The organism is Sulfitobacter alexandrii (assembly GCF_001886735.1).
In the GTDB taxonomy this organism is placed as follows: domain Bacteria; phylum Pseudomonadota; class Alphaproteobacteria; order Rhodobacterales; family Rhodobacteraceae; genus Sulfitobacter; species Sulfitobacter alexandrii.
The window spans coordinates 38,058-58,884 of the sequence record NZ_CP018081.1; the positions used below are offsets into that span (position 1 = coordinate 38,058).

21 protein-coding genes are annotated in these 20,827 nt (G+C 59.7%); 19 read left to right on the forward strand and 2 right to left on the reverse strand.

The window, feature by feature from the left end; all coding sequences use genetic code 11:
• Window positions 1-2: 2 nt before the first annotated feature.
• From BOO69_RS21295 to BOO69_RS21335, 9 genes are all read left to right on the forward strand, one after another.
• A complete protein-coding gene (locus BOO69_RS21295) occupies window positions 3-1,076 on the forward strand; it encodes a branched-chain amino acid ABC transporter permease (protein WP_027264304.1) in 1,074 nt (357 codons plus the stop codon).
• A gap of 5 nt (window positions 1,077-1,081) precedes the next feature.
• Window positions 1,082-1,900 carry an ABC transporter ATP-binding protein gene (locus BOO69_RS21300; protein WP_370330538.1) on the forward strand — a complete coding sequence of 273 codons (819 nt, stop codon included), beginning with the start codon at window positions 1,082-1,084 and terminating at the stop codon, window positions 1,898-1,900.
• 33 nt (window positions 1,901-1,933) lie between these two features.
• Entirely contained in the window at window positions 1,934-3,172 is a 1,239-nt protein-coding gene (locus BOO69_RS21305; protein ID WP_027264306.1) for an ABC transporter substrate-binding protein, read from the forward strand.
• Between the two features lie 95 nt (window positions 3,173-3,267).
• Entirely contained in the window at window positions 3,268-4,518 is a 1,251-nt protein-coding gene (locus tag BOO69_RS21310) for an ABC transporter substrate-binding protein (protein WP_027264307.1), read from the forward strand.
• Between the two features lie 77 nt (window positions 4,519-4,595).
• Window positions 4,596-5,372 (forward strand): enoyl-CoA hydratase/isomerase family protein, encoded by a 777-nt coding sequence (locus tag BOO69_RS21315; protein WP_027264308.1) that lies wholly within the window; start codon window positions 4,596-4,598, stop codon window positions 5,370-5,372.
• An 11-nt stretch (window positions 5,373-5,383) separates the two neighbouring features.
• Window positions 5,384-6,166 carry an enoyl-CoA hydratase/isomerase family protein gene (locus tag BOO69_RS21320; RefSeq protein ID WP_027264309.1) on the forward strand — a complete coding sequence of 261 codons (783 nt, stop codon included), beginning with the start codon at window positions 5,384-5,386 and terminating at the stop codon, window positions 6,164-6,166.
• Window positions 6,167-6,208: 42 nt separating this feature from the next.
• Window positions 6,209-6,967 carry an electron transfer flavoprotein subunit beta/FixA family protein gene (locus tag BOO69_RS21325; protein ID WP_027264310.1) on the forward strand — a complete coding sequence of 253 codons (759 nt, stop codon included), beginning with the start codon at window positions 6,209-6,211 and terminating at the stop codon, window positions 6,965-6,967.
• The gene (locus tag BOO69_RS21330) at window positions 6,967-7,893 is read left to right on the forward strand and encodes an FAD-binding protein (RefSeq protein WP_027264311.1); all 927 of its coding nucleotides are present in this window, start codon (window positions 6,967-6,969) and stop codon (window positions 7,891-7,893) included. Before BOO69_RS21325 ends, BOO69_RS21330 begins: the two co-directional genes overlap by 1 nt.
• 207 nt (window positions 7,894-8,100) lie before the next feature.
• Window positions 8,101-9,258, forward strand: a complete 1,158-nt coding sequence (locus BOO69_RS21335) for an acyl-CoA dehydrogenase family protein (RefSeq protein ID WP_027264312.1) — start codon at window positions 8,101-8,103, stop codon at window positions 9,256-9,258.
• Between the two features lie 23 nt (window positions 9,259-9,281).
• On the opposite strand, the gene BOO69_RS21340 is transcribed toward BOO69_RS21335, so the two are convergent.
• Together BOO69_RS21340 and BOO69_RS21345 are read right to left on the reverse strand one after the other, a co-directional pair.
• Complete coding sequence (locus tag BOO69_RS21340) at window positions 9,282-10,448, reverse strand: CaiB/BaiF CoA transferase family protein (RefSeq protein WP_027264313.1); 1,167 nt, start codon at window positions 10,446-10,448, stop codon at window positions 9,282-9,284.
• A 16-nt stretch (window positions 10,449-10,464) separates the two neighbouring features.
• On the reverse strand, window positions 10,465-11,610 hold the full coding sequence (locus BOO69_RS21345) for a CaiB/BaiF CoA transferase family protein (RefSeq protein ID WP_027264314.1): 1,146 nt from the start codon (window positions 11,608-11,610) through the stop codon (window positions 10,465-10,467).
• A 104-nt stretch (window positions 11,611-11,714) separates the two neighbouring features.
• Here BOO69_RS21345 and BOO69_RS21350 point away from each other — a divergent pair, with 104 nt between their 5' ends.
• The 10 genes from BOO69_RS21350 (at window position 11,715) to BOO69_RS21395 (ending at window position 20,823) form a co-directional block, all read left to right on the forward strand.
• Window positions 11,715-12,092 (forward strand): Zn-ribbon domain-containing OB-fold protein, encoded by a 378-nt coding sequence (locus BOO69_RS21350; protein WP_027264315.1) that lies wholly within the window; start codon window positions 11,715-11,717, stop codon window positions 12,090-12,092.
• Between the two features lie 3 nt (window positions 12,093-12,095).
• Window positions 12,096-13,247, forward strand: coding sequence for a thiolase (locus BOO69_RS21355; RefSeq protein ID WP_027264316.1), 1,152 nt, complete (start codon window positions 12,096-12,098; stop codon window positions 13,245-13,247).
• Window positions 13,248-13,270: 23 nt separating this feature from the next.
• The gene (locus BOO69_RS21360) at window positions 13,271-14,128 is read left to right on the forward strand and encodes a MaoC/PaaZ C-terminal domain-containing protein (RefSeq protein ID WP_027264317.1); all 858 of its coding nucleotides are present in this window, start codon (window positions 13,271-13,273) and stop codon (window positions 14,126-14,128) included.
• Between the two features lie 10 nt (window positions 14,129-14,138).
• Entirely contained in the window at window positions 14,139-15,275 is a 1,137-nt protein-coding gene (locus BOO69_RS21365; protein WP_027264318.1) for a CaiB/BaiF CoA transferase family protein, read from the forward strand.
• A 62-nt stretch (window positions 15,276-15,337) separates the two neighbouring features.
• A complete protein-coding gene (locus BOO69_RS21370) occupies window positions 15,338-16,057 on the forward strand; it encodes a transglutaminase-like domain-containing protein (protein ID WP_027264319.1) in 720 nt (239 codons plus the stop codon).
• Entirely contained in the window at window positions 16,054-16,503 is a 450-nt protein-coding gene (locus tag BOO69_RS21375; protein ID WP_027264320.1) for a MaoC family dehydratase, read from the forward strand. The genes BOO69_RS21370 and BOO69_RS21375 overlap by 4 nt, the downstream gene beginning before the upstream one ends.
• Window positions 16,490-17,614, forward strand: coding sequence for an acyl-CoA dehydrogenase family protein (locus BOO69_RS21380; protein ID WP_027264321.1), 1,125 nt, complete (start codon window positions 16,490-16,492; stop codon window positions 17,612-17,614). The genes BOO69_RS21375 and BOO69_RS21380 overlap by 14 nt, the downstream gene beginning before the upstream one ends.
• Window positions 17,611-18,762 carry an acyl-CoA dehydrogenase family protein gene (locus tag BOO69_RS21385; protein WP_027264322.1) on the forward strand — a complete coding sequence of 384 codons (1,152 nt, stop codon included), beginning with the start codon at window positions 17,611-17,613 and terminating at the stop codon, window positions 18,760-18,762. Before BOO69_RS21380 ends, BOO69_RS21385 begins: the two co-directional genes overlap by 4 nt.
• 27 nt (window positions 18,763-18,789) lie before the next feature.
• On the forward strand, window positions 18,790-19,599 hold the full coding sequence (locus BOO69_RS21390) for an enoyl-CoA hydratase/isomerase family protein (protein WP_027264323.1): 810 nt from the start codon (window positions 18,790-18,792) through the stop codon (window positions 19,597-19,599).
• Between the two features lie 171 nt (window positions 19,600-19,770).
• On the forward strand, window positions 19,771-20,823 hold the full coding sequence (locus BOO69_RS21395; RefSeq protein WP_237267657.1) for a phenylacetate--CoA ligase family protein: 1,053 nt from the start codon (window positions 19,771-19,773) through the stop codon (window positions 20,821-20,823).
• Window positions 20,824-20,827: the final 4 nt, after the last annotated feature.

The window sequence follows — 20,827 nt, forward strand, 5'->3', positions numbered from 1 at the left end:
GAATGTTTTACGGACTTTCCGGCGTCCATCACGCCAACTACGTTTCGGATAGCCGAATCTTCAAGGTACCTGCTGACAGGAATCTGGCTGCATTTATCTTCCTGATCGGCATTGCCGCGCCATTCATCATACCTTCGCTTTACCTGAACAGTTACATGCTTCCGTGGCTGATCTGGACGGCGGCCGCTTTGGGGCTGAACCTGGTGACAGGTTGGGCGGGGCAGCTTCACCTGGGCTACGCCGCGGTCATGGCGGTCGGCGCCTATTCGGCGATCCATGCCGCGCGTTTCGGGGTGCCGTGGGAATTCGCGCTGATCATCGGCGGGTTGACGTCATCCGTGATCGGCAGCCTGTTTGCTTTTGCCGCTTTGCGGGTCAAGGGACTGTACCTCGCCCTTACCACTCTTGCGATGCAATTTGTGATGGACTGGGTTCTGACCCACTCTCCGGCGATCTCGGGGGGCTCACACGCGTCGCTCCAGTCACCGACATTGGCGCTGCTCGGGCAAGAGATTACCACTGATACTGGCTTCTACTATGTCGCCTTCGGCTGGTGTGTCTTGGTGACGATCTTCATGCTTAATCTCAAGCGTACTGGACTCGGTCGCGCTTTGGTCGCTGTCCGGGAAAAAGACTTTGCAGCCGCGATCCTGGGTGTGAACAGTTTCTACTACAAGATCCTGGCCTTCGCGACGTCGTCTTTCATCGCGGGCGTCAGTGGTGCGTTGCTTGTTGCCACCTTCTTCTTTCTTGCGGCACCTGAGCAGTTTTCGGTGAACGTGTCGATCCAGGTTCTTGCGATGGTGATTGTTGGCGGCCTTGGCAGCATTATCGGTTCCTATTTCGGTGTTGCCCTGATCCTTCTTGTTCCGGGTATCGTGAACGGTCTCGTCGTCACGCTGAGTGACGGGCTTGGCATGCAGATCAACGTTGAAACGCTCGCCCACATCCCCAACGCGGTCTATGGCGCGCTGATCGTCATTGTCCTTCTGATCGAACCGCTTGGTTTGGGAAAACTCTACGGCAACATCAGAGACTACCTGATGGTCTGGCCCTTCGATCAGTTCAAGAAATAAGGGAAATGCCGATGCAAGAAAAAAAAGTTGAAGCCCAGAACATTCTGTCCATGAACAGTGTCGAGGTGCTGTACGACAATGTAATGCTGGCGATCAAAGGTGTTTCGGTCCAGGTTCCTACAGGCGGGATGATCGCACTCTTGGGATCGAACGGAGCGGGAAAAAGCACCACGTTGAAAGCGATCAGCGGTCTTTTGAAGGCTGAGCGCGGACGCATCAGCCGAGGTGAGATAACGTTCCAGGGAGCGGACATTACCGAAGCGCTCGCGCAAAAACGCGTCGAGATGGGCATCTGTCATGTCATCGAAGGGCGACGAGTCTTCGAACACCTGACCCCCGACGAGAACCTGACCGCCGCCGCGCCGCACGGGATGTCCCGATCAACGCTGAATGCGGAAAAGGACAAGATCTACGGATATTTTCCGCGGCTTGCCGAACGCAAAAATTCGCAAGCAGGCTATTTGTCGGGTGGTGAGCAACAGATGCTTGCCATTGGGCGGGCCCTCGTGACCCAGCCGAAGCTGTTGATGCTTGACGAGCCAAGTCTCGGGCTTGCTCCGTTCCTGGTCGAGGAAATCTTCGGCATACTGCAAAAGATCAATAAGGATGAGGGCCTGTCCGTACTACTGGTGGAACAGAACGCCTTGGCGGCTCTGGAAATCGTGTCGCAAGGGTACCTTATCGAGAACGGCCGCGTCGTTATGCACGGCACCGCCGAGGCGCTCAAATCTAACTCCGACATTCAGGAGTTCTATCTAGGCGGCGGAGAGACCGATTTTCACAACGTCAAGCACTACAGCCGACGCAAACGTTGGCTGAGCTAACGTACTATTCGGAAACTGTTCAGGGAGGAACAAATGAAGAAACTTACCAAAGCGTTGGCCGTATTATCAATGTTCGGCGGAGCAATGTTTGGCACCCAGACGCTGGCCGAGCCATTCAAGATCGGCATCTGCTACGATCTCAGCAAAGCCTATACCTTTGCCACGCCGCAGGTTTCGCAGGCCGCGATGGACCTTGCCAAGCTCATCAACATGAAGGGCGGCATCGGTGGGGAACCGGTCGAAGTCATCGTGCGTGACCACGGGAACGAACCGCAGCGCGGAATCGAGTGCTACTCCAAGCTCAGCCGCGAGGGCGTCTTTGTCTTCGATACCCTGTCCACTCCGGTCTCTCTGGCTATCCTGCCGCGGGCCATGGAAGACGAGCGTATCCTGATGCAGTCGCTTGTCGGCCGAGGCGATGCCGTCGACGGCACCGTTTTCGAATGGGTCTATCCGGTCGGACCGACCTATTGGGGACAGGCGGCCAATGATGTTGCCTACATAAAGCAATTGCATGATGGCGACTTGTCGGACGTGAAGGTGGGGTTTGTGTATTTCGATTATCCTTTCGGACAGGAGCCGATCGAGATCCTGGAAACCTTGTCCGAAAAAGAGGGTTTCGAGCTTGAGCTTTACCCTGTGCCACTGCCTGGCAGCGACCAGGCCGGAGTGTGGTCCAAGGTGCGCCGCGACAAGCCCGATCATGTAATCGTCTGGATGTTGGGCGGTGCGCATGTGGTCGCGTCGAAGGAGATGCAGCGCAATCGCATTCCGATGGACAAGTACATCTCGGTCAACTGGTTGAACGAAGTCGATATCGCCAACATCGGTAAAGAGGCCGCCAAGGGTATCAAGCGCGGTACCAATGTCGTGGGCGGTCAGGATATTGCCCTGTATCAGGAAATCATGGCCGAGCTTTATGACAAGGGCGAGGGGTCCGGCCCGATCGAGAAGACGCAGGACGTTTTCTACAACACCGGTCTGGCGATGTATTCAATCATGTTCGAAGCCGCGCGCAGGGCGGCAGAACAGGAAGGCCTTCCGATAACCGCGGAGTCCTACAAAGCCGGACTGGAATCTCTTGAGGGATACGACGCGAACGGGCTGATGGCCCCCATTACGGTGACGGCCGAAGATCATGGCGGCGGCGGTAAGACCCGGATCGAGATGTGGGACGGGGAGACTTGGGTGCCGCAAACCGACTGGATCTCTGAGTACACGGACGTCGTGTGGGACGTGGTGAAAGAAAGTTCCTCAAAATACGAGCAGTGAATGACCAATAGCAGGAAGGGCGACGCTACGCGGGGCGGCAGCGGCGTTTATAAGACAGTATCACCGCCCCAAACCAAACCAACGGGAGAGAGAACATGAAAGTCACACAGCAAATTAAGGCAGTGGTCCTTGCTGCTGCGCTGGCAACAAGCGCGACTGTGGCCTCAGCGCAGGACAAGGAGCCGATCCGCTTCGGACTCTGCTTCGACCTCAGCAAGTCCTACACCTTCATTTCGCCTCAGGTGGCCCAGGCCGCTCAGGACCTCGCGATGTATACCAACGAAAACGGTGGTATCGAAGGGCATCCGGTGGAAATCATCGTGCGCGATCACGGCAACGAACCGCAGCGCGGCGTGGAATGCTACGAGCAGCTCAAGCGTGAAGGTGTATTCATTTTCAACATGCTCTCGACGCCGGTCACGAATGCGGTTCTGCCCCGTGCAATGAGAGACGGTAACATCCTGATGCAATCGTTCGTCGGTCGGGGTGACGCCGTGGATGGCGAGGTGTTCGAATGGGTTTTCCCGGTCGGCCCGACCTATTGGCAGCAGGCGGCGAACGACGTTGCATTCATCAAGGAGCAGATGGGCGGTGATCTGAGCGATGCGAAGATCGGGTTCATCTATCTGGACTACCCCTTTGGCCAGGAACCGATCGAGATCCTGAAAACGCTTTCCGAGAAGGAAGGGTTCGAACTGGAGCTTTATCCCGTGCCGCTTCCCGGGTCGGATCAAGCCGGCGCATGGAGCAAAATCCGCCGCGACAAGCCCGACTATGTGATCAGCTGGCTACTGGCGGGCGGACATGTGGTCGCCTCGAAGGAAATGCGCCGCAACCGTTTCCCGATCGACCGCTATCTGTCGGTGAACTGGCTGAACGAAGTCGATATCGCCAATATCGGCGCGGAAGAGGCGAAAGGCATCCTGCGCGGGACCAACGTGGCCGGCGGCCAGGAAGTCCCGCTCGTCAAGACGATGCTGGACACCTACTATGCCAATGGCGAAGGCAGCGGCCCCGAGAGCTTGGTGCACGATGTCTACTACAACACCGGTCTTGCGATCTATTCGGTCGGTTTCGAAGCTGCCCGTATCGCGATCGAGGAGAACGGATGGCCGTTGACGCCAGAGAGCATGAAAGCGGGCTATGAAGCGATCGAGAACTTCGACGGCAACGGTCTCATGGCGCCGGTCACGGTGACCGCGGAAGACCATGGCGGCGGTGGCAAGACCCGGGTCGAACAGTGGGATGGCGAGACCTGGGTTCCGCTTACCGACTGGAGCGCCGATTACCTCGATATCGTTTGGGAAGTGATCAAGGAAAGCTCCGAGTCGTTCTCAGTCGAATGAACACAAGCATCCCCGCGGCACCCATGCCGCGGGGATTTTTCGCACAAATACAGTCCATGAATAACGAAGTTAATGCTATGAGCCCCATTGATGTGAAGATCGAAGACGGCATCGCAACCGTCTGTATCAACCGGCCCGAACGCAAGAACGCACTTTCCGTGGCCGCAACGAACGGGCTGACGGATGCCTGGGAGAAGATCGAGGCGGATGACAGCATTCGCGCGGCAATACTGACCTCGGCCGATTGCGGCGTGTTCTGTGCCGGGCTGGATCTGAAGGAAGCCACCCAGATCGCGCGGGACGAGGGTGTCGATATCCTGTCCAAGATGCGCGATCCGTTTCACGAAACCATGCGCGCCTGCAAGAAACCGATCATCGCGGCGATGACCGGGTCTTTGATGGCGGGCGGCATGATGCTGACCTTGAATTGCGATCTGCGGGTCGGTCTCAAGGGGACCAAGGTCGGTATCACCGAAGTAAAGATCGGTCGTGGATCGCCCTGGGCATCGCCGGCATTGTCCATGCTGCCACAGCCCATCCTTATGGAGATCGTTCTGACCGGCGACCTGATGCCGATCGAGCGCCTGCACGAATACGGGTTCACCAACTATATCGAAGACACCCCCGATGCTGTCCGCGCACGGGCCTTCGACCTTGCCAAACGCATTGCCAGCGCGGCCCCGCTGTCGGTTGTTGCCGCGAAAGGCAGTGTTCGCGCAACCATGGATCTGGGCTGTGCCGGTGGTCTGGAAGAGGGCAAGCGCCTGCACGAAGTGGTTTACGCCAGCAACGACGCGATTGAAGGCCCCAAGGCCTTCGCTGAAAAACGAGCACCCGTCTGGACTGGGACCTGATGGAGGCTTGAATGACTGAACTTATTCGTCTGGACAGGGAAGGCCCTGTCGGAATCCTGCGGTTTCTTCAGCCGACAAAACGCAACCCTTACAGCATCGGGTTCGTCGAAGAACTGGTGGCGCTCCTGCGCGAAGCCGAACGGGACGATACGATCCGTGTCGTTGTTATGACCGGTGGCGATCATTTCAGCAGCGGCGGCGATCTTGTCGGGTTTCAGTCTGAGATCGCGAAAGGCGCAAGGGCGACATCGGAAATGGTGGACCGCGTGCACGATGGCGGACGCGCGGCCTATCTGTTTTGTAAACCCTTGATTTCCGCGGTATGCGGCGTGGCTTTTGGCGCGGGTCTAAGCCTGGCCTTGTCGGCGGACATTGTCGTTGCTGCCGAAGATGCCCGGCTGTGCGAAGTTTTTGCGCGCGTCGGCGGCTGTCCTGACACGGGATCTAGCTGGCTGCTTCAACAGCGTGCCGGTGCGGGGGTGGCGCGGATGCTGGTGCTCACGGGCCGTGAAATCGACGGGCGCACCGCTAGGGACCTGCGCGTTGTCGAAGAATGCGTGCCGGCCAACCAGGTCGAGGTACGGGCGTTGGAAATTGCCCGCGAGATTGCAACGCACCCGATGTTTGGCGTTCAGACCGCCAAGCGTGTGATGCGCGCCGCAGCCGAGTGCAGCTATCTCGAGGCGCTGGATATCGAGCGCGATGCCCAAAGCGTTTTGCTGTGCGCGCATGACTTTCCCGAGGCGATGAAAGCGTTTTCGGAAAAAAGAGCTCCAGAATTCAAAGACCGTTAGCTCGGTTGAAACCTTATCGCAAAACTCAAGGAGACCACGCCAATGAAGGTACTCGTGCCGGTGAAACGCGTGATCGACTACAACGTGAAGGTCCGCGTCAAGGCGGATGGCAGCGGTGTCGATCTCGCCAACGTCAAGATGTCGATGAACCCGTTCGACGAGATCGCCGTCGAAGAGGCGATCCGCCTGAAGGAAAAGGGCGCTGCCGAAGAGGTCGTCGCCGTCTCGATCGGCGTCAAGCAGGCGCAGGAAACCCTGCGCACCGCGCTGGCCATGGGCGCCGACCGCGCCATCCTGGTGGTTGCCGCCGATGACGTGCACCAGGACATCGAGCCGCTGGCGGTGGCCAAGATCCTGGCCAAGGTCGTCGAAGAGGAAGAGCCCGGCCTGGTGATCTGCGGCAAGCAGGCCATCGACAACGACATGAACGCAACCGGCCAGATGCTGTCGGCGCTGATGGGCTGGAGCCAGGCGACCTTTGCCAGCGAGCTGAACATCGAAGGCGACGACGCCGTGGTGACCCGCGAGGTCGATGGCGGCCTGCAGACCATCAAGGTAAAGATGCCCACGGTCGTCACCGTCGACCTGCGCCTGAACGAGCCGCGCTATGCCTCGCTGCCCAACATCATGAAGGCCAAGAAAAAGCCGCTGGATGAAAAGACCGCCGCCGATTACGGCGTCGACGTCACCCCGCGCCTGACCGTGGTCAAGACGTCCGAGCCGGCCGAACGCGCCGCCGGTGAAATGGTGGGTTCGGTCGACGAGCTCGTGTCGAAACTCAAGGAAAAGGGGGCGGTGTGATGGCTGTTCTTCTTCTTGCCGAAGTCAACAATGGCGAACTGTCGATGGACGCGACGGCCAAGGCCGTGGCCGCTGCCAAGGACCTGGGTGACGTGACCGTGCTGTGTGCCGGCGCCTCGGCCGCCGATGCCGCGAAAGAGGCCGCCACCATCGACGGCGTGGCCAAGGTGCTGGTCGCCGAAGACCCCGCGCTGGGTCATCGCCTGGCGGAATCGACCGCCGACCTGATCGTGGGCCTGGCCGGTGACTACGACCACATCGTCGCGCCCGCCACCACCGACGCCAAGAACGTGCTGCCGCGCGTGGCCGCGCTGCTGGACGTGATGATGCTGACCGATGTTTCGGCCGTCGTCGACGCCGACACGTTCGAGCGCCCGATCTATGCAGGCAACGCGATCCAGACCGTGAAATCGTCGGATGCGAAAAAGGTGATCTCGTTCCGCACCGCCAATTTCGACGCGGCGGGCACCGGCAACTCGGCCTCGGTCGAAACGGTGGACGGCGCGCAGGCGTCGGGCCTGTCGCAATGGGTCGAGGACAAGGTTGCCGAAAGCGACCGGCCCGAACTGACCTCGGCCGGCGTGGTCGTGTCGGGTGGCCGTGGCGTCGGCTCGGAAGACGATTTCGCGCTGATCGAGAAACTGGCCGACAAGCTGGGCGCCGCCGTTGGCGCATCCCGCGCCGCCGTCGACTCGGGCTTTGCCCCGAACGACTGGCAGGTGGGCCAGACCGGCAAGGTGGTCGCCCCCGACCTTTACATCGCCGTCGGCATTTCGGGCGCGATCCAGCACCTTGCGGGCATGAAGGACAGCAAGATCATCGTCGCCATCAACAAGGACGAAGAGGCACCGATCTTCCAGGTCGCCGATTACGGCCTGGTCGCCGACCTGTTCGAAGCCGTGCCCGAACTGACCGAAAAGTTGTAAGTCATTGCAAAAATTATAAAAAGGCCCGCCTGATTTGTCGGGCCTTTTTGTACGAGCCGAATGGGCGGCGAGCGGATCGGACGGACTAGGATGCGCGCGGTCCTAAGCCTTGTGACGCCTCGTCAGAACGGCTCCGGTTCATTGTCAAGAAGCAAAACACTTGTTAGATTTTGGCTCAACACAAGCTTGAATCGATAGGAAAAATTCATGTCTCTGATCAAGAACTCCCCTAGCTGGGCAGTGGATGAACACAAGATGTTCGCCGATAGTACACGCAGGCTTTTCGATGCAGAGATGGCTCCGAAGATTGAAAAATGGGCGGAGCAGGGAATTGTTGACCGCGACTTCTGGAAAACAGTCGGTCAGCAGGGTGTCATGGGTGGCTCGATTGCCGAAGAATATGGTGGGTTCGGTGGCGGCATCGGGTTCGACGCGATTACCGTCTACGAGCAGGGGCGCACCGGTGATACGGGTTGGGGCTATGGGATTCAGTCCATCGTAATCCATTATCTCAACGCATATGGCAGTGAGGAACAGAAGAAAAAGTGGTTGCCGAAACTGGTCAGCGGCGACAGCGTTGCGGCGATTGCCATGACCGAGCCTGGAACGGGCTCTGACCTCCAGAACGTACAAACCTATGCGGAAAAGGATGGCAACCACTACAAGATCAACGGTTCGAAGATCTTTATCACAAACGGGCACACGGCGGATCTCGTTGTTATCGTGGCAAAGACCGATCGCAACGCCGGCGCTAAGGGCGTTTCATTGATCGTTCTGGAAACCGAGGGCACCGAGGGCTTTCGCCGGGGACGGAACCTGAAGAAACTGGGTATGAAAGGTTCGGATACTGCTGAGCTGTTCTTCGAGGATGTGCGCGTGCCCACGGCGAACCTGCTTGGTCCGGAAGAGGGGCAGGGGTTCTACCAGCTGATGAAGCAGCTGCCTTGGGAGCGGCTGATGATCGGCATTACCGCCCTCGGTTTTATTGATTTTGCGATCGATGAAACGGTGAAATATGTTCAGGACCGCAAGGCATTTGGAAGCCGGATCATGGACTTCCAGAATACACGCTTCAAACTGGCGGAATGCAAAACCAAGGCCGAATTGCTACGTTCTTTCGTAAATGACGGGATCGCGCGTCTTGAAGCGGGCGAACTTGATGCGGCCACGGCTTCGATGGCGAAATGGTGGGGCAGCCAGACGCAGAACGAGGTCATGCATGAATGCCTGCAACTTCACGGCGGTTACGGTTTCATGATGGAATACCCCATCGCGCGACTTTATGCCGACAGCAGGGTCCAGATGATCTATGGCGGCACCAACGAGATCATGAAGGAACTGATCGCACGTTCGCTGGATGTTTGATCCGTCGGGTGCCGGGTCGGAGACTAGTCGCCCCCCGGACCGATGATCTCGTCGTTGTGTTCGCCCAGTCCGGGGGCGGGGCGCAGGTCATGCCGCGCCGGTGTCGCCGAGAATCGAATGGGCGGGCGTGTCATCCAGATCGTACCTTCGGTGGGGTGTTCGACCTTCTGAAAGAAACCGGTTACGGAAAGGTGCGGATCGTTCGGCAGATCCGACAGGGTGTTCACCGGCATGGCGGGAATGTCGGCCTGCTCCATCAGGGCCAGCCAGTCGGCGGTTGTCCGCGTCAGCGCAATCCGAGCAACCATGTCGTAAAGGGCGCCGATGTTACGGCTGCGGGTGTCCATGTCGGTGACCCAGACGTGGTTGATCATGTCGTCGCGCCCGACCGTCTTGAAAAACCGCGCCCATTGGGCGTTGGTATAGGGCAGGATCGTGATGAACCCGTCCGCCGTCTGGAGCGGGCGGCGGTGCGGCACCAACATGCGGGCATATCCGAAATTCCTCGGCACCTCGTCGAATGTCGCGCCGTCCATGTGTTCGGCCAGCAGAAACGCCGTCAGCGTTTCGAACATCGGCACCTCGACATGCTGTGCCTGGCCCGTGCGTTCCCGATGAAACAGGGCTGCCATGACGGCATAAGCCGTGGTAACACCGCCAAGCTTGTCGGCAAGAATGGTCGGGGAATAATCGGGTTTTGCCTCTGGATCGCGAAGGGTGGGCAGGCTGGCCAAACCCGAAACCGCCTGGACGATGTCATCAAAGGCCGGTTTCGAAGCGTAAGGCCCGTCCTGCCCGTATCCGGTTGCAGAAACCGTGATCAGGCTCGGGTTCTCGTTCCGTAAGGTTTCCGGATCCAAAGACAATCTGGCAAGCGCCGCGGGCCGGATGCTTGAAATCATCACATCGGCATCGACCAGCAACTTGCGCAGACGGTCGCGATCGGCTTGCGTTTTCAGGTCGAGTACGACGCTGCGCTTGTTGCGGTTGGCCCCTAGAAACGCAGCGCCCATCAACCTGTGCCGCGATGGCTGAACCTGGCGCAGAAGATCGCCCTCGGGCGCTTCCACCTTGATCACATCCGCTCCCAGATCTCCCAGCATCTGCGTGGCCAGAGGACCGAAGATGATCGACGTCAGGTCGATGATCCTGACGCTTTGCAGGATTGCGGTGTTCTTTGCATTGGTCATGGGTTGATTTCCTGTTCTAGGAACGAGAACCGAATTCCGCGCGAATGGCCGCTCCATCGGCGTCCAATGCGGGGGACGGTCCGATCGCGGCTTCGGTGCTGCCGCGTCGTATCGGGGGCATTGCGATGCTGACAGGTCCCGAGGGCGTGCCGATGGTCGCCCGATCAAGTTGCGGGTGATCCGACAGCGCGGCAACGTCGTTCACCGCCGCCGATGCAATGCCCGCGCCATCGAGCAGCTTCAACAATTCGGCACGTTCGTGCGCGCCGAACACGGTCTTGATAAGCTCTTCGAGTTCCGATTTGTGCGCGATCCTGGCTGAATTATCATGGAATCGCGGATCATCGGCCAAGGCCGGGTCGCCGAGAATCTGTACGCAGAACCGGTTCCATTCGCGGCTGTTCTGGACCGAGATGACGACCTGTTCACCGCCTCGGCAGTGGAATGCGCCGTAGGGGCATATGACAGAGTGACCAAGCCCGGTTCTGGGCGTGGGCTGATTGGCATAGTCGTGAAAAAGAAGCGGAACCGCCATCCAGTCCGCCATGACGTCGAACATGGCCACCGAGAGGCCGCTGCCCTTGCCGGTTCGATCACGCCCGACCAGCGCTTCGCAGATCCCGGCATGGGCTGTCATGCCGGTGGCGATATCGCAGACCGACACGCCGACCCGCCCCGGTCCATCCGGCGTGCCGGTCACCGATGCCAGGCCGCTTTCGCATTGCACCAGAAGATCATAGGCCTTGGCGTTGCGCATCGGGCCGTCCTCTCCGTAGCCGGTGATGTCGCAGGTCACCAGACGCGGAAACCTCTCTCGCAGACTTGCGGAATCGAGCCCGAGCTTGGCCAGCGCGCCGGGCAGCAGGTTCTGAATAAACACATCCGCGTTTTCCAGCATCCTGAGCAGGATTTCACGGTCTTCGTCGGCTTTAATGTCCAAGGCGACCGATTCTTTGCCTCGGTTCAGCCATGTGAAATAGGCGCTTTCACCGTTGGCGGCGGTATCGTAGGCGCGGGCGAAATCGCCGGCTCCCTTGCGTTCGATCTTGATCACACGCGCGCCGGCATCGGCCAGCCGCGAGGAGCAAAAAGGCGCGGCGACTGCCTGTTCCAGCGCAACGACGAGTTTGCCGGAAAGGGGGGCTAAATCTGAACCTGGCATGAGTTTCTCTCAATTGATCCTGAAAGGTTGACTAAATCTAACAATTGTTAGAAACATAATCAATACGATTAGACAAAGACTGGATCGCTTGAAGGAGAACGCCGGTGCAGGACGCCAAACGACCAGACCAGTTTTTCCAACGCGCGCTGGCAGAGGGAGAGATCCTGCTGCCCAAGTGCGACGACTGCGGGGGATATCACTTTTTCCCGAGAGTCCTGTGTCCCCATTGTCATGGCAGCGCGATTTCTTGGAAGAAGGCTAGCGGCAAGGGACGGGTCCACACCACAACAGTTGTGCGCCGAAAGCCCGAACGGGGCGGCGATTACAACGTATGCGTCGTCGAGCTGGATGAGGGTGTCCGGATGATGAGCCGGGTCGAGGGCATTGCTCCGGGTGAGGTCGCCATCGACATGCCGGTAACCGCCTTCGTGGGCGAGGCCGAGGGTGTTCCGGCCGTGCTTTTCAAGCCGTCGGAGGGATAAGCCATGACCACTGAACTTCGGGGGAAATCCGCCATCGTAGGTACCGGTCATGCCGGTTTCGGAGAAGCCCATGGCCTGACGGCCTATGATGTCATGGCGCAATCTGCGCTTGCGGCGCTTGGCGATGCCGGGCTGAAACTGTCCGACGTCGACGGGCTGTTTTGCACCATGATGGAAGACAGCATGCCGGCGCTTATGGCGGCGGAGTATCTGGGCATCCAGCCCCGTTTCATTGATGGCACGATGTCGGGCGGTTCGTCTTTCGTAAACTACCTGACGTCCGCGACCATGGCGCTGGACGCCGGTCTGTGTGATGTCGCGCTGATTGTTTATGGCTCCAACCAGCGCACCGCGTCGGGCAGACTCGTGACCGCTTCACGTCCGCCGGCCTACGAGGCGCCGTATAATCCGCGCTATCCGATCTCGGCCTATGCGATGGCGGCGGCGCGGCACATGCATGAATATGGCACCACCCGCGAACAGCTGGCCGACGTGGCCGTTGCTGCGCGGGCCTGGGCGCAGCACAACCCCGAAGCGTTCGAGCGCGGCCCGCTGACCCGCGAGGACGTGTTGGGTGCGCGCATGGTGGGCGATCCATTGACCGTGCGCGACTGTTGTCTTGTCACCGACGGCGGCGGCGCGATCGTAATGGTCCGCGCGGACCGCGCCCGGGATTTCCCGAAGGCGCCTGTCTATGTGCTGGGCAGTGCTGCGGCAAGCTCGCACCGGCAGATTTCGCAGATGAAGGATTTCACCGTGACCGCAGCCCGCGACTCGGGCGCGCGCGCCTTTGCGACGGCCGGCGTGACCCCTGCGGATATCCAGGCGGTCGAGCTCTATGATGCCTTCACCATCAATACCATCCTGTTTCTTGAAGATCTGGGGTTCTGCGCCAAGGGCGATGGCGGGGCCTTTGTCCAGGGCGGGCGCATCGCGCCTGGCGGGGCCTTGCCGGTGAACACGAATGGCGGAGGCCTGTCCTGTGTGCACCCCGGGATGTACGGTATCTTCACAGTGATCGAGGCTGCTCGTCAGATCCGTGGCGACGCGCCGGGCATTCAGTTGAAGGATATTGATCTGGCGCTGGCGCATGGCAACGGCGGTGTGCTGTCCAGTCAGGTCACGGCCATACTTGGATCGCAAAACACGCTCTGACGGCAACTAAGGGAGGAAAGATCATGCCACTGGATTTCGAAGCACTTTCGAATTGGGATTTCGAAGAGATCAAGCAGACTCTGACCGAGCGGGATACCATCCTTTACGCACTCGGGCTGGGGTTCGGCGAAGATCCGACAGACAAGAAAGAACTGGCCTTTGTCTATGAGGACGGTCTGAAGGCGGTTCCCTCGATGGCGGTCATTTTGGGGTATCCCGGCTTCTGGCTGCGCGATCCCAAGACCGGCGTAAACTGGCAAAAAGTGCTGCACGGAGAACAGTGGCTCGACATCTACAAGCCGCTGCCGACACATGGCCGGATTGTCGGCCGCAGCCAGATCGACTTCATCTCGGACAAGGGCGAGGGCAAGGGCGCTGTGATCTATCAAAGCCGCGAGATCATCGACGCGGACAGCGGCGACAAGCTGGCACGCGTCGCGATGTCGGCCTTCGCCCGGGGCGACGGCGGATTCGGCGGCGAGAACAGGCCCGGCCCGACGCCGGCGGTGCTGCCGGACCGGGTGCCCGATCACATATGTGATATCGAGACGCTTCCGCGCCAGGCGCTGATCTACCGGCTCAGCGGCGACATGAACCCGCTGCATGCCGACCCCGATGTCGCGCGGTCGGTCGGGTTCGACCGCCCGATCCTGCACGGTTTGGCGACCTATGGTCTGGCCGCCCGGGCGATTCTCAAGACGTTGCTGGACTATGATTCTGCCCGGCTTGTCGGTCTGGATGTTCGGTTCTCGGCTCCGGTCTATCCCGGCGAAACCGTGCGGTTCGAAATCTGGGAAGAGGACGGCGAGGCCCGGTTTCGAGCGTCTATTCCTGCACGCGACGTGGTTGTTCTGAACAACGGCGCGGCGCGCTTTGCCTGAGGCAGTGAAGATGGCTCAACCGCTCAAGGATATCCTGGTGCTGGATTTCAGCACACTTCTTCCCGGTCCGATGGCGACGCTCATGCTGTCCGAGGCTGGCGCCGAAGTGATCAAGTTCGAACGGCCCGGAGCCGGCGAGGACGCGCGCCACACGGAGCCAAAGATCGACGGAGAGAGCATCGGATTTGCTGTGTTGAACCACGGCAAGCGATCGGTGGCCATCGACCTCAAGTCAAGGGGCGCAGTGGAACGTCTGCGCCCCTTGATCGAGAAGGCCGATGTTCTGGTAGAGCAGTTTCGTCCCGGCGTGATGGACCGGCTGGGGCTTGGTTATGAAGCGGTGCGAAAGATCAATCCCGGTCTCATCTATTGTTCGATCACCGGCTATGGCCAGACCGGACCAAAGGCCAGCGCCGCCGGCCACGATCTCAACTACGTCGGTGATGCGGGTATCCTGTCGCTCAGTCGCGGACCGGATGACCAGCCAACAGCCCCGTTCGGGCTGGTCGCCGATATCGGAGGCGGAACCTATCCTGCGGTGATGAATATCCTGCTGGCCCTGATTGCGCGGCAGGCAAGCGGGCAGGGGACGCATCTGGATATCGCAATGGCCGAGGGGGCGTTCGCCTTTGCCTATTGGGCCCATGCCGAAGGTGTGATTGCCGGGCAGAACATCGAAAGCGGTGGCAGCCGTCTGACGGGTGGCCTGGCCCGGTATCGGCTTTATACGGCTGCGGACGGGCGTCAGATCGCCGTCGGCGCGTTGGAAGAAAAGTTCTGGCAGTCGTTCTGCGATGTCATTGGTTTGCCTGTGGCCCTTCGCGATGACTGGTCCGATCCAAATGCCTGTGCCGCAGAGGTTGCACGTCGTCTGAGGGAACACCCCTCGACCCATTGGGAGCCTTTGCTGGCTGCGGCAGATTGCTGCTGTTCGGTCGTGAAGACGCCCGCCGAGGCGGCGCGTGACCCGCATTTCAAAGCGCGTGACGTGTTCGGGCGGACCGTAAAAATCTCCGGCCGGGACGCGCCCGCTTTGCCGCTGCCAATTGCCCCGGAGTTCCGTTCTTCCGGAAATTCGGTCGGAGTTGCAGCCACTCTGGGCGAAGACAATCCGCGTTATGGCGTGGACCAACCGAAAACAGAGTAAATCCCGTTGACGGGCAGGATTTGAATCGGTAATCTAACATTTGTTAGAAAAAGGGGGGGCCAATGGACAAGTCTGACGATGACCTGCCGACTGAAGCTGAGCGTTATGTCATGCCATCGCGCTTTGTGGAAAGCGATAGCGTGGAAGTGCAGGGTTTCGTGACATCGGCTTTGCGTGATCTTCCTGTGGACGCAACCAATCGAGACAAGGCGATCCGCCTGTTCGAAGCGGTGCGCGACGATATTCGCTATGATCCCTATTGTTTTGCGCTGGATGAGGACTCTTACCGTGCCAGCCGTATCGCTGGCGCGGAAGCGGCGTTTTGCGTTCCCAAGGCAATTCTTCTGGCGGCTTGTTTGCGTGCTGTGGGTATCCCCGCCGCTCTGGGGTTCGCGGATGTGCGCAACCACCTGAATACACCCAAGTTGCAGGAGTTGATGGGGACCGATCTCTTTATCTACCACGGCTATGTTCAGCTGTGGTTGGGGAATGAGGCCTACAAGGTGACACCTGCATTCAACATGGAACTGTGTGAAAGATTCGGGGTCAAACCCCTGGTCTTCGACGGCTATCACGACGCGCTCTTTCATGAGTTCGACGAACAGAATCACCGGCACATGGAATATGTGAACGACCGTGGTCTCTATTTCGACGCGCCGATGGGTGAGTTCCTGATGGCGTTCAAGGAAACCTATCCGAAGCTGGAAGAATTCAACCGCATCCGGATATCCAAGGATGCGAGCGGATACGATGACGGTTTCGCAAAGGAGGGTGCCTCTTGAGGTATCTGGAAGACTTCTCGCCGGGCCAAGTCTATCGCTTTCGCAGCGCTCCGATGAGCGCGGATTCGATAAAGGCCTTTGCCAAGGAATGGGATCCGCAGCGGCTGCACACCGATGAAGACTATGCAACCGCCATACATGGCAGCCTGATCGCCTCGGGCTTTCAGACCATGCTTGAGGTGTTCAAGCCGGTCATGACCGAGATGATGGTCGATGTTGCCAATATCGGCGGCATGGGCTTTGACAATTTGCGCTGGCTGCGGCCTGTGCACCCGAACGAACCCCTTGATGTCGAACTGACGGTCAACTCGGTCACACCGTCAAAAAGCAAGCCCGACAGAGGTGTTTTGCACTATACGCTCAGCGCCAAAAACCCCGAGGGCGAGGTCGTTTTTTCGACCGACACCCCTGTGATGATCCAGCGAAAACAAAATGACACAAACTGAGTTCCTTTCCAGCGAACAAGAAGACCTTCGCCTGTTGCGCGAGAGCGTGCGCACGTTGTTTGAACGGGCGGGCGGAAGTGACAGAGCCCGACAACTCCGTGATGCCGGGGGCGGTTTCGATCCGGAGATGGTCCGGGAACTGGCCGAGGCCGGTGTTTTCGGCGTGGCGGTGCCCGAAGATCAGGGCGGGCTTGGCATGGGCCTAGCCGCCGGGGGTGTCATCGCCGAGGAAGTCGGCCGTGTGTTTGCCCCGGAACCGGTCGTGTCGACGATAGGTCTGAGCCTCGGCCTTCTGCGCCGCCTTTGTCCGGATCATCCGAAGATGGCACAGCTCATCGGCGGCGAAATTTCATTGGCGGTTGCCTGGCAGGAACGCGGCCCCGACGGGGCGCCTGCCGATGCGACCTGCCGATACGCGGACGGAAAGCTGACCGGTGGCAAGGCCTGGGTCGTCGGTGCGATCGGTTCGCACGGGTTCCTTGTCGTGGCCGAACAGGATGATGGTCCGGTTCTGGTTCTGGCTGAGGCAGACGCGCAGGGGCTTGTCATCGACAAGCGGACGCAGGCGGATGGCAGCTCTCTGGGCGAGCTTTCGTTTTCGGGAACTCCGGCCGCGGAATTGGCCAGCAGCGGTGCGGTTCTCACTGCACTGGCCGAGGCTGTCGCCGATGCAACGGCGCTTGCCGCGGCCGAGCTTGTCGGCGTGAGCGAGCGCGCCTTCGAGATCACGCTCGACTACATCAAGACGCGGGAGCAGTTCGACAAGCCGATCGGATCATTCCAGGTCATCCAGCACCGTGCCGTCGACCTCAACGTGATGTGCGAGGTCGCGCAGGCCGGAGTGCGGGAGGCGCTTGCGCAGATGGACAGCGAAACCGATCCAAAAGTCCGGGCGCGGCTTGCCAGCCGGGCCAAGGCTCGCGCGGTCACCGCCGCCAAGAAGATCACGCGCGACGCCATCCAGCTGCACGGGGCCGTCGGTTATACCGACGAGTTCGACATCGGGCTTTATCTGAACCGAGCGCTGGTTCTGTCCGCTTGGCTGGGCGATGACGCCTACCACAGACGGCTTTGGTTCGAGGCGCGAGAACAGGAAGGAGCCGCACAATGACCGACTGGAACGCAATGAGCGATGCGGATTTCCGCAAGGAAGTGCGCGCGTTCTTCGAGGCGGAATATCCCGAAGAGCTGCGCCACCTGCCGCACCGACCGAAGTTCGCCGAGATCGAACATTGGCACCGCAAGCTTCACGCCAAGGGCTGGGTTGCGCCAGCCTGGCCCGCTGAATTCGGCGGTATGGGCCTAAACGCTGCTAAGCTGCTGATCTTTTATGAAGAGCAGCAGCGCTGGGGCGTCAATCGCGGTCGCGACATGGGCGTGCAGATGGTCGGGCCCCTGATCATCAAATTCGGCACCCAGGACCAGAAAGACTATTGGCTGCCACGTATTCTGAGCTGCGAGGACATCTGGTGCCAGGGCTATTCCGAGCCCGGTGCCGGGTCCGATCTTGCCAATCTGCGCACACGCGCGGAAATTGACGGCGACGATTTCGTCATTAACGGCCAGAAGATCTGGACGACGATGGCGCATGATGCCACGCACATCTTCATGCTGGTGCGCACCGATCCCGATGCGCCGAAGAAACAGCAGGGCATCAGTTTCCTTCTTGCTCCGATGGATCAGCCGGGGATCGAGGTGCGCACGATCACCACCCTTTCGGGTGAGACCGAATTTTGCGAGGTGTTCTTCGACAATGCCCGCACTCCCCGGGAAAACCTGGTCGGCGAACTGAACAAGGGCTGGACGATGGCCAAGGCGCTTTTGAGCTTCGAGCGCATCTTCATCGGCTCGCCAAGTCTGGCCCAGAACGCTCTGGGACAGCTTGAAAGCTTTGCCCGTGGCCGTGGCGCGTTTGACGATCCGGTGTTCCGTGACCGCTTTGCCCAAGCGGCACTGGATGTGGAAGATCATGCCGCGCTTTATGCCCGTTTTGCAGATCAGCTCAAACGTGGCGAGACGCTCGGTGCGGATGTGTCCATGCTGAAGATCTGGGTGACTGAATGCTTCCAGCGCATCACCGAGCTGATGATCGAAGCAGCCGGTCCCGATGGCGGCTCCATCGGGCCGCTTCAGGTTGGCAATGTTAGCGTCGACGTTTTGTCGAGCTTCTACAAGGCCAGACCTACCACGATCTACGGTGGATCGAACGAAATCCAAAGAAACATCCTGTCCAAGGCCGTCCTGGGACTGCCTGGCTGAACCCATACCCTGAGGAGGAAAAGACCTATGTCGGAGCGTTACGCAAAGTACGACAAACTGAAATTTGACTACCCGGCGGATCGCGTCCTGCGCATCACGTTCGACCGGCCCGAGACATTCAACTCGGTCGATGCCGAAACCCACACCCAGATGACGGACATGTGGATCGACATCGACCGCGACCCCGACATCAACGCGGTCATCGTGACCGGCGCGGGCAAGGCGTTTTCGGCGGGCGGCGATTTCAGCCTGATTGAGAAGATGATCGGCGACTCGCACGAGATCATGAAGACGTGGAAAGAAGCCAAGGATCTCGTCTACAACATCATCAACTGCAACAAGCCGATCATTTCCGCGATCAATGGCCCTGCGGCAGGCGCGGGCCTTGTGGTTGCCATCCTGGCCGACATCTCGATCGCCGGGAAACGGGCAAAGATTGTCGATGGTCATCCGCGTCTGGGCGTTGCCGCTGGCGATGTCGCGGCGATTATCTGGCCGCTGCTGACCTCGATGGCCAAGGCGAAATACTATCTGATGACCTGCAAGCCGGTGTCGGGCGAAGAGGCCGAGCGCATCGGTCTGGTGTCAATGTGCGTCGAGGATGACGAGCTTCAGCAGATCGCTTTGGACACGGCTGTCGAACTGGCCAACGGCTCGCAAAGCGCGATCCGCTGGACCAAGTATTCGCTGAACAACTGGCTGCGCCAGGCCGGGCCGATCTTTGATGCGTCGACCGCGCTGGAGATGCTTGGTTTTATGAGCGAGGACGTCAAGGAAGGTGTGTTGTCGCACCGCGAGAAGCGCGCGCCAAACTTCCGCAAGGACTGCCCGCTTTAACGCCCGATTGGACGAGGAGGCATGGAAATGTCTGATGATATCTACAAAGATATAGCGCAAGCCTATGCCGCTGCGGCCGAAAAAGCTCCTGGCCTGAAATCGCGATTTACGGCTGCCGGATTCGATCCGGCAGCCGTCACATCGGTGGCGGACCTCTCGCGACTTCCAGTGATGAAAAAAGAAGAGCTTCTGAAGATCCAGCGCGAGAACCCGCCTTTCGGCGGATTCCTTGCCTCGGATCTGAAGGATATTGGACGGATCTACGTGTCCCCTGGCCCAATTTTCGAGCCGGCCCTTTCGGGCGAGGGAGGTCATGGCCTGGACCTGCTTTTCAAGGCGGCAGGCGTGGGGCCGGGGGATATCATCCTGAACACCTGGATGTATCATCTTGTGCCCGCAGGCTTGCTGTTCGACGAAGCGGCACAGGCCGCAGGTGCCACGGTGATTCCCGGCGGCGTGGGCAATACCGAGCTTCAGGCGCAGATCATCGTCGAAACCGGCGTGACTTCGATCTGCGCCTCGACCGCGTTTTTCCTGACGCTGGCGGACAAGGTGATCGAAACCTATGGCCGCGACGCATGGAAGGTGAAGACAGCCTTCCTCGGCGGTGAGATGGGCGACTGGATGGCCAAGCGCCGCCGGATCGAGGCCGAATACGGCGTGTCCACCTGGGCCGCCTATGCCACCGCCGATCTAGGCCTTGTCGCCTATGAGGATGGCGGCGAAGGCTATCTGGTTCATCCCGACCGCGTGGTGCAGATCTGCGATCCGGTCAGCGGCGAACAGGTCGCCCATGGCGAACCGGGCGAGGTTGTCGTGACCGCGCGCGATGCCACCTGGCCGATGATCCGGTTCGGCACCGGCGACAGCGCCTTTGCCCTGGAAAGCAACGCGGATGGCACCGTCAGCCGGATTTCAGCATTGCAGGGACGGGTCGGGGCAGCGGTCAAAGTGCGCGAGATTTTCGTTTATCCGCGCGTGGTTGAAGAAGTTGTCATCGGCACGCCGGGCGCAAAGGCCGCGCAGGCCGTGGTAACGCGCGAGAACGATCGCGACATGATCCGCCTCTCGCTTGTGCTGGAAGACGGTGCCGACGCTTCTGCTGCGGAAGCAGCCGCCGCCAAAAACTTCAAACTGCATACACGAATTCGTGTCGACGAAGTGAACATTGTTTCGGAACTACCCGAAAATGCAGAACTGATCGTCAACCAAAAGGACCGCTAAGATC

Bases quoted from the DNA above. Each gene is read 5' to 3' on its own strand.
- BOO69_RS21295 (WP_027264304.1), top strand. From the start codon at position 3: ATGTTTTACGGACTTTCCGGCGTCCATCACGCCAACTACGTTTCGGAT.
- BOO69_RS21300 (WP_370330538.1), top strand. From the start codon at position 1,082: ATGCCGATGCAAGAAAAAAAAGTTGAAGCCCAGAACATTCTGTCCATG.
- BOO69_RS21305 (WP_027264306.1), top strand. From the start codon at position 1,934: ATGAAGAAACTTACCAAAGCGTTGGCCGTATTATCAATGTTCGGCGGA.
- BOO69_RS21310 (WP_027264307.1), top strand. From the start codon at position 3,268: ATGAAAGTCACACAGCAAATTAAGGCAGTGGTCCTTGCTGCTGCGCTG.
- BOO69_RS21315 (WP_027264308.1), top strand. From the start codon at position 4,596: ATGAGCCCCATTGATGTGAAGATCGAAGACGGCATCGCAACCGTCTGT.
- BOO69_RS21320 (WP_027264309.1), top strand. From the start codon at position 5,384: ATGACTGAACTTATTCGTCTGGACAGGGAAGGCCCTGTCGGAATCCTG.
- BOO69_RS21325 (WP_027264310.1), top strand. From the start codon at position 6,209: ATGAAGGTACTCGTGCCGGTGAAACGCGTGATCGACTACAACGTGAAG.
- BOO69_RS21330 (WP_027264311.1), top strand. From the start codon at position 6,967: ATGGCTGTTCTTCTTCTTGCCGAAGTCAACAATGGCGAACTGTCGATG.
- BOO69_RS21335 (WP_027264312.1), top strand. From the start codon at position 8,101: ATGTCTCTGATCAAGAACTCCCCTAGCTGGGCAGTGGATGAACACAAG.
- BOO69_RS21340 (WP_027264313.1), bottom strand. From the start codon at position 10,448: ATGACCAATGCAAAGAACACCGCAATCCTGCAAAGCGTCAGGATCATC.
- BOO69_RS21345 (WP_027264314.1), bottom strand. From the start codon at position 11,610: ATGCCAGGTTCAGATTTAGCCCCCCTTTCCGGCAAACTCGTCGTTGCG.
- BOO69_RS21355 (WP_027264316.1), top strand. From the start codon at position 12,096: ATGACCACTGAACTTCGGGGGAAATCCGCCATCGTAGGTACCGGTCAT.
- BOO69_RS21360 (WP_027264317.1), top strand. From the start codon at position 13,271: ATGCCACTGGATTTCGAAGCACTTTCGAATTGGGATTTCGAAGAGATC.
- BOO69_RS21365 (WP_027264318.1), top strand. From the start codon at position 14,139: ATGGCTCAACCGCTCAAGGATATCCTGGTGCTGGATTTCAGCACACTT.
- BOO69_RS21370 (WP_027264319.1), top strand. From the start codon at position 15,338: ATGGACAAGTCTGACGATGACCTGCCGACTGAAGCTGAGCGTTATGTC.
- BOO69_RS21380 (WP_027264321.1), top strand. From the start codon at position 16,490: ATGACACAAACTGAGTTCCTTTCCAGCGAACAAGAAGACCTTCGCCTG.
- BOO69_RS21385 (WP_027264322.1), top strand. From the start codon at position 17,611: ATGACCGACTGGAACGCAATGAGCGATGCGGATTTCCGCAAGGAAGTG.
- BOO69_RS21390 (WP_027264323.1), top strand. From the start codon at position 18,790: ATGTCGGAGCGTTACGCAAAGTACGACAAACTGAAATTTGACTACCCG.
- BOO69_RS21395 (WP_237267657.1), top strand. From the start codon at position 19,771: ATGAAAAAAGAAGAGCTTCTGAAGATCCAGCGCGAGAACCCGCCTTTC.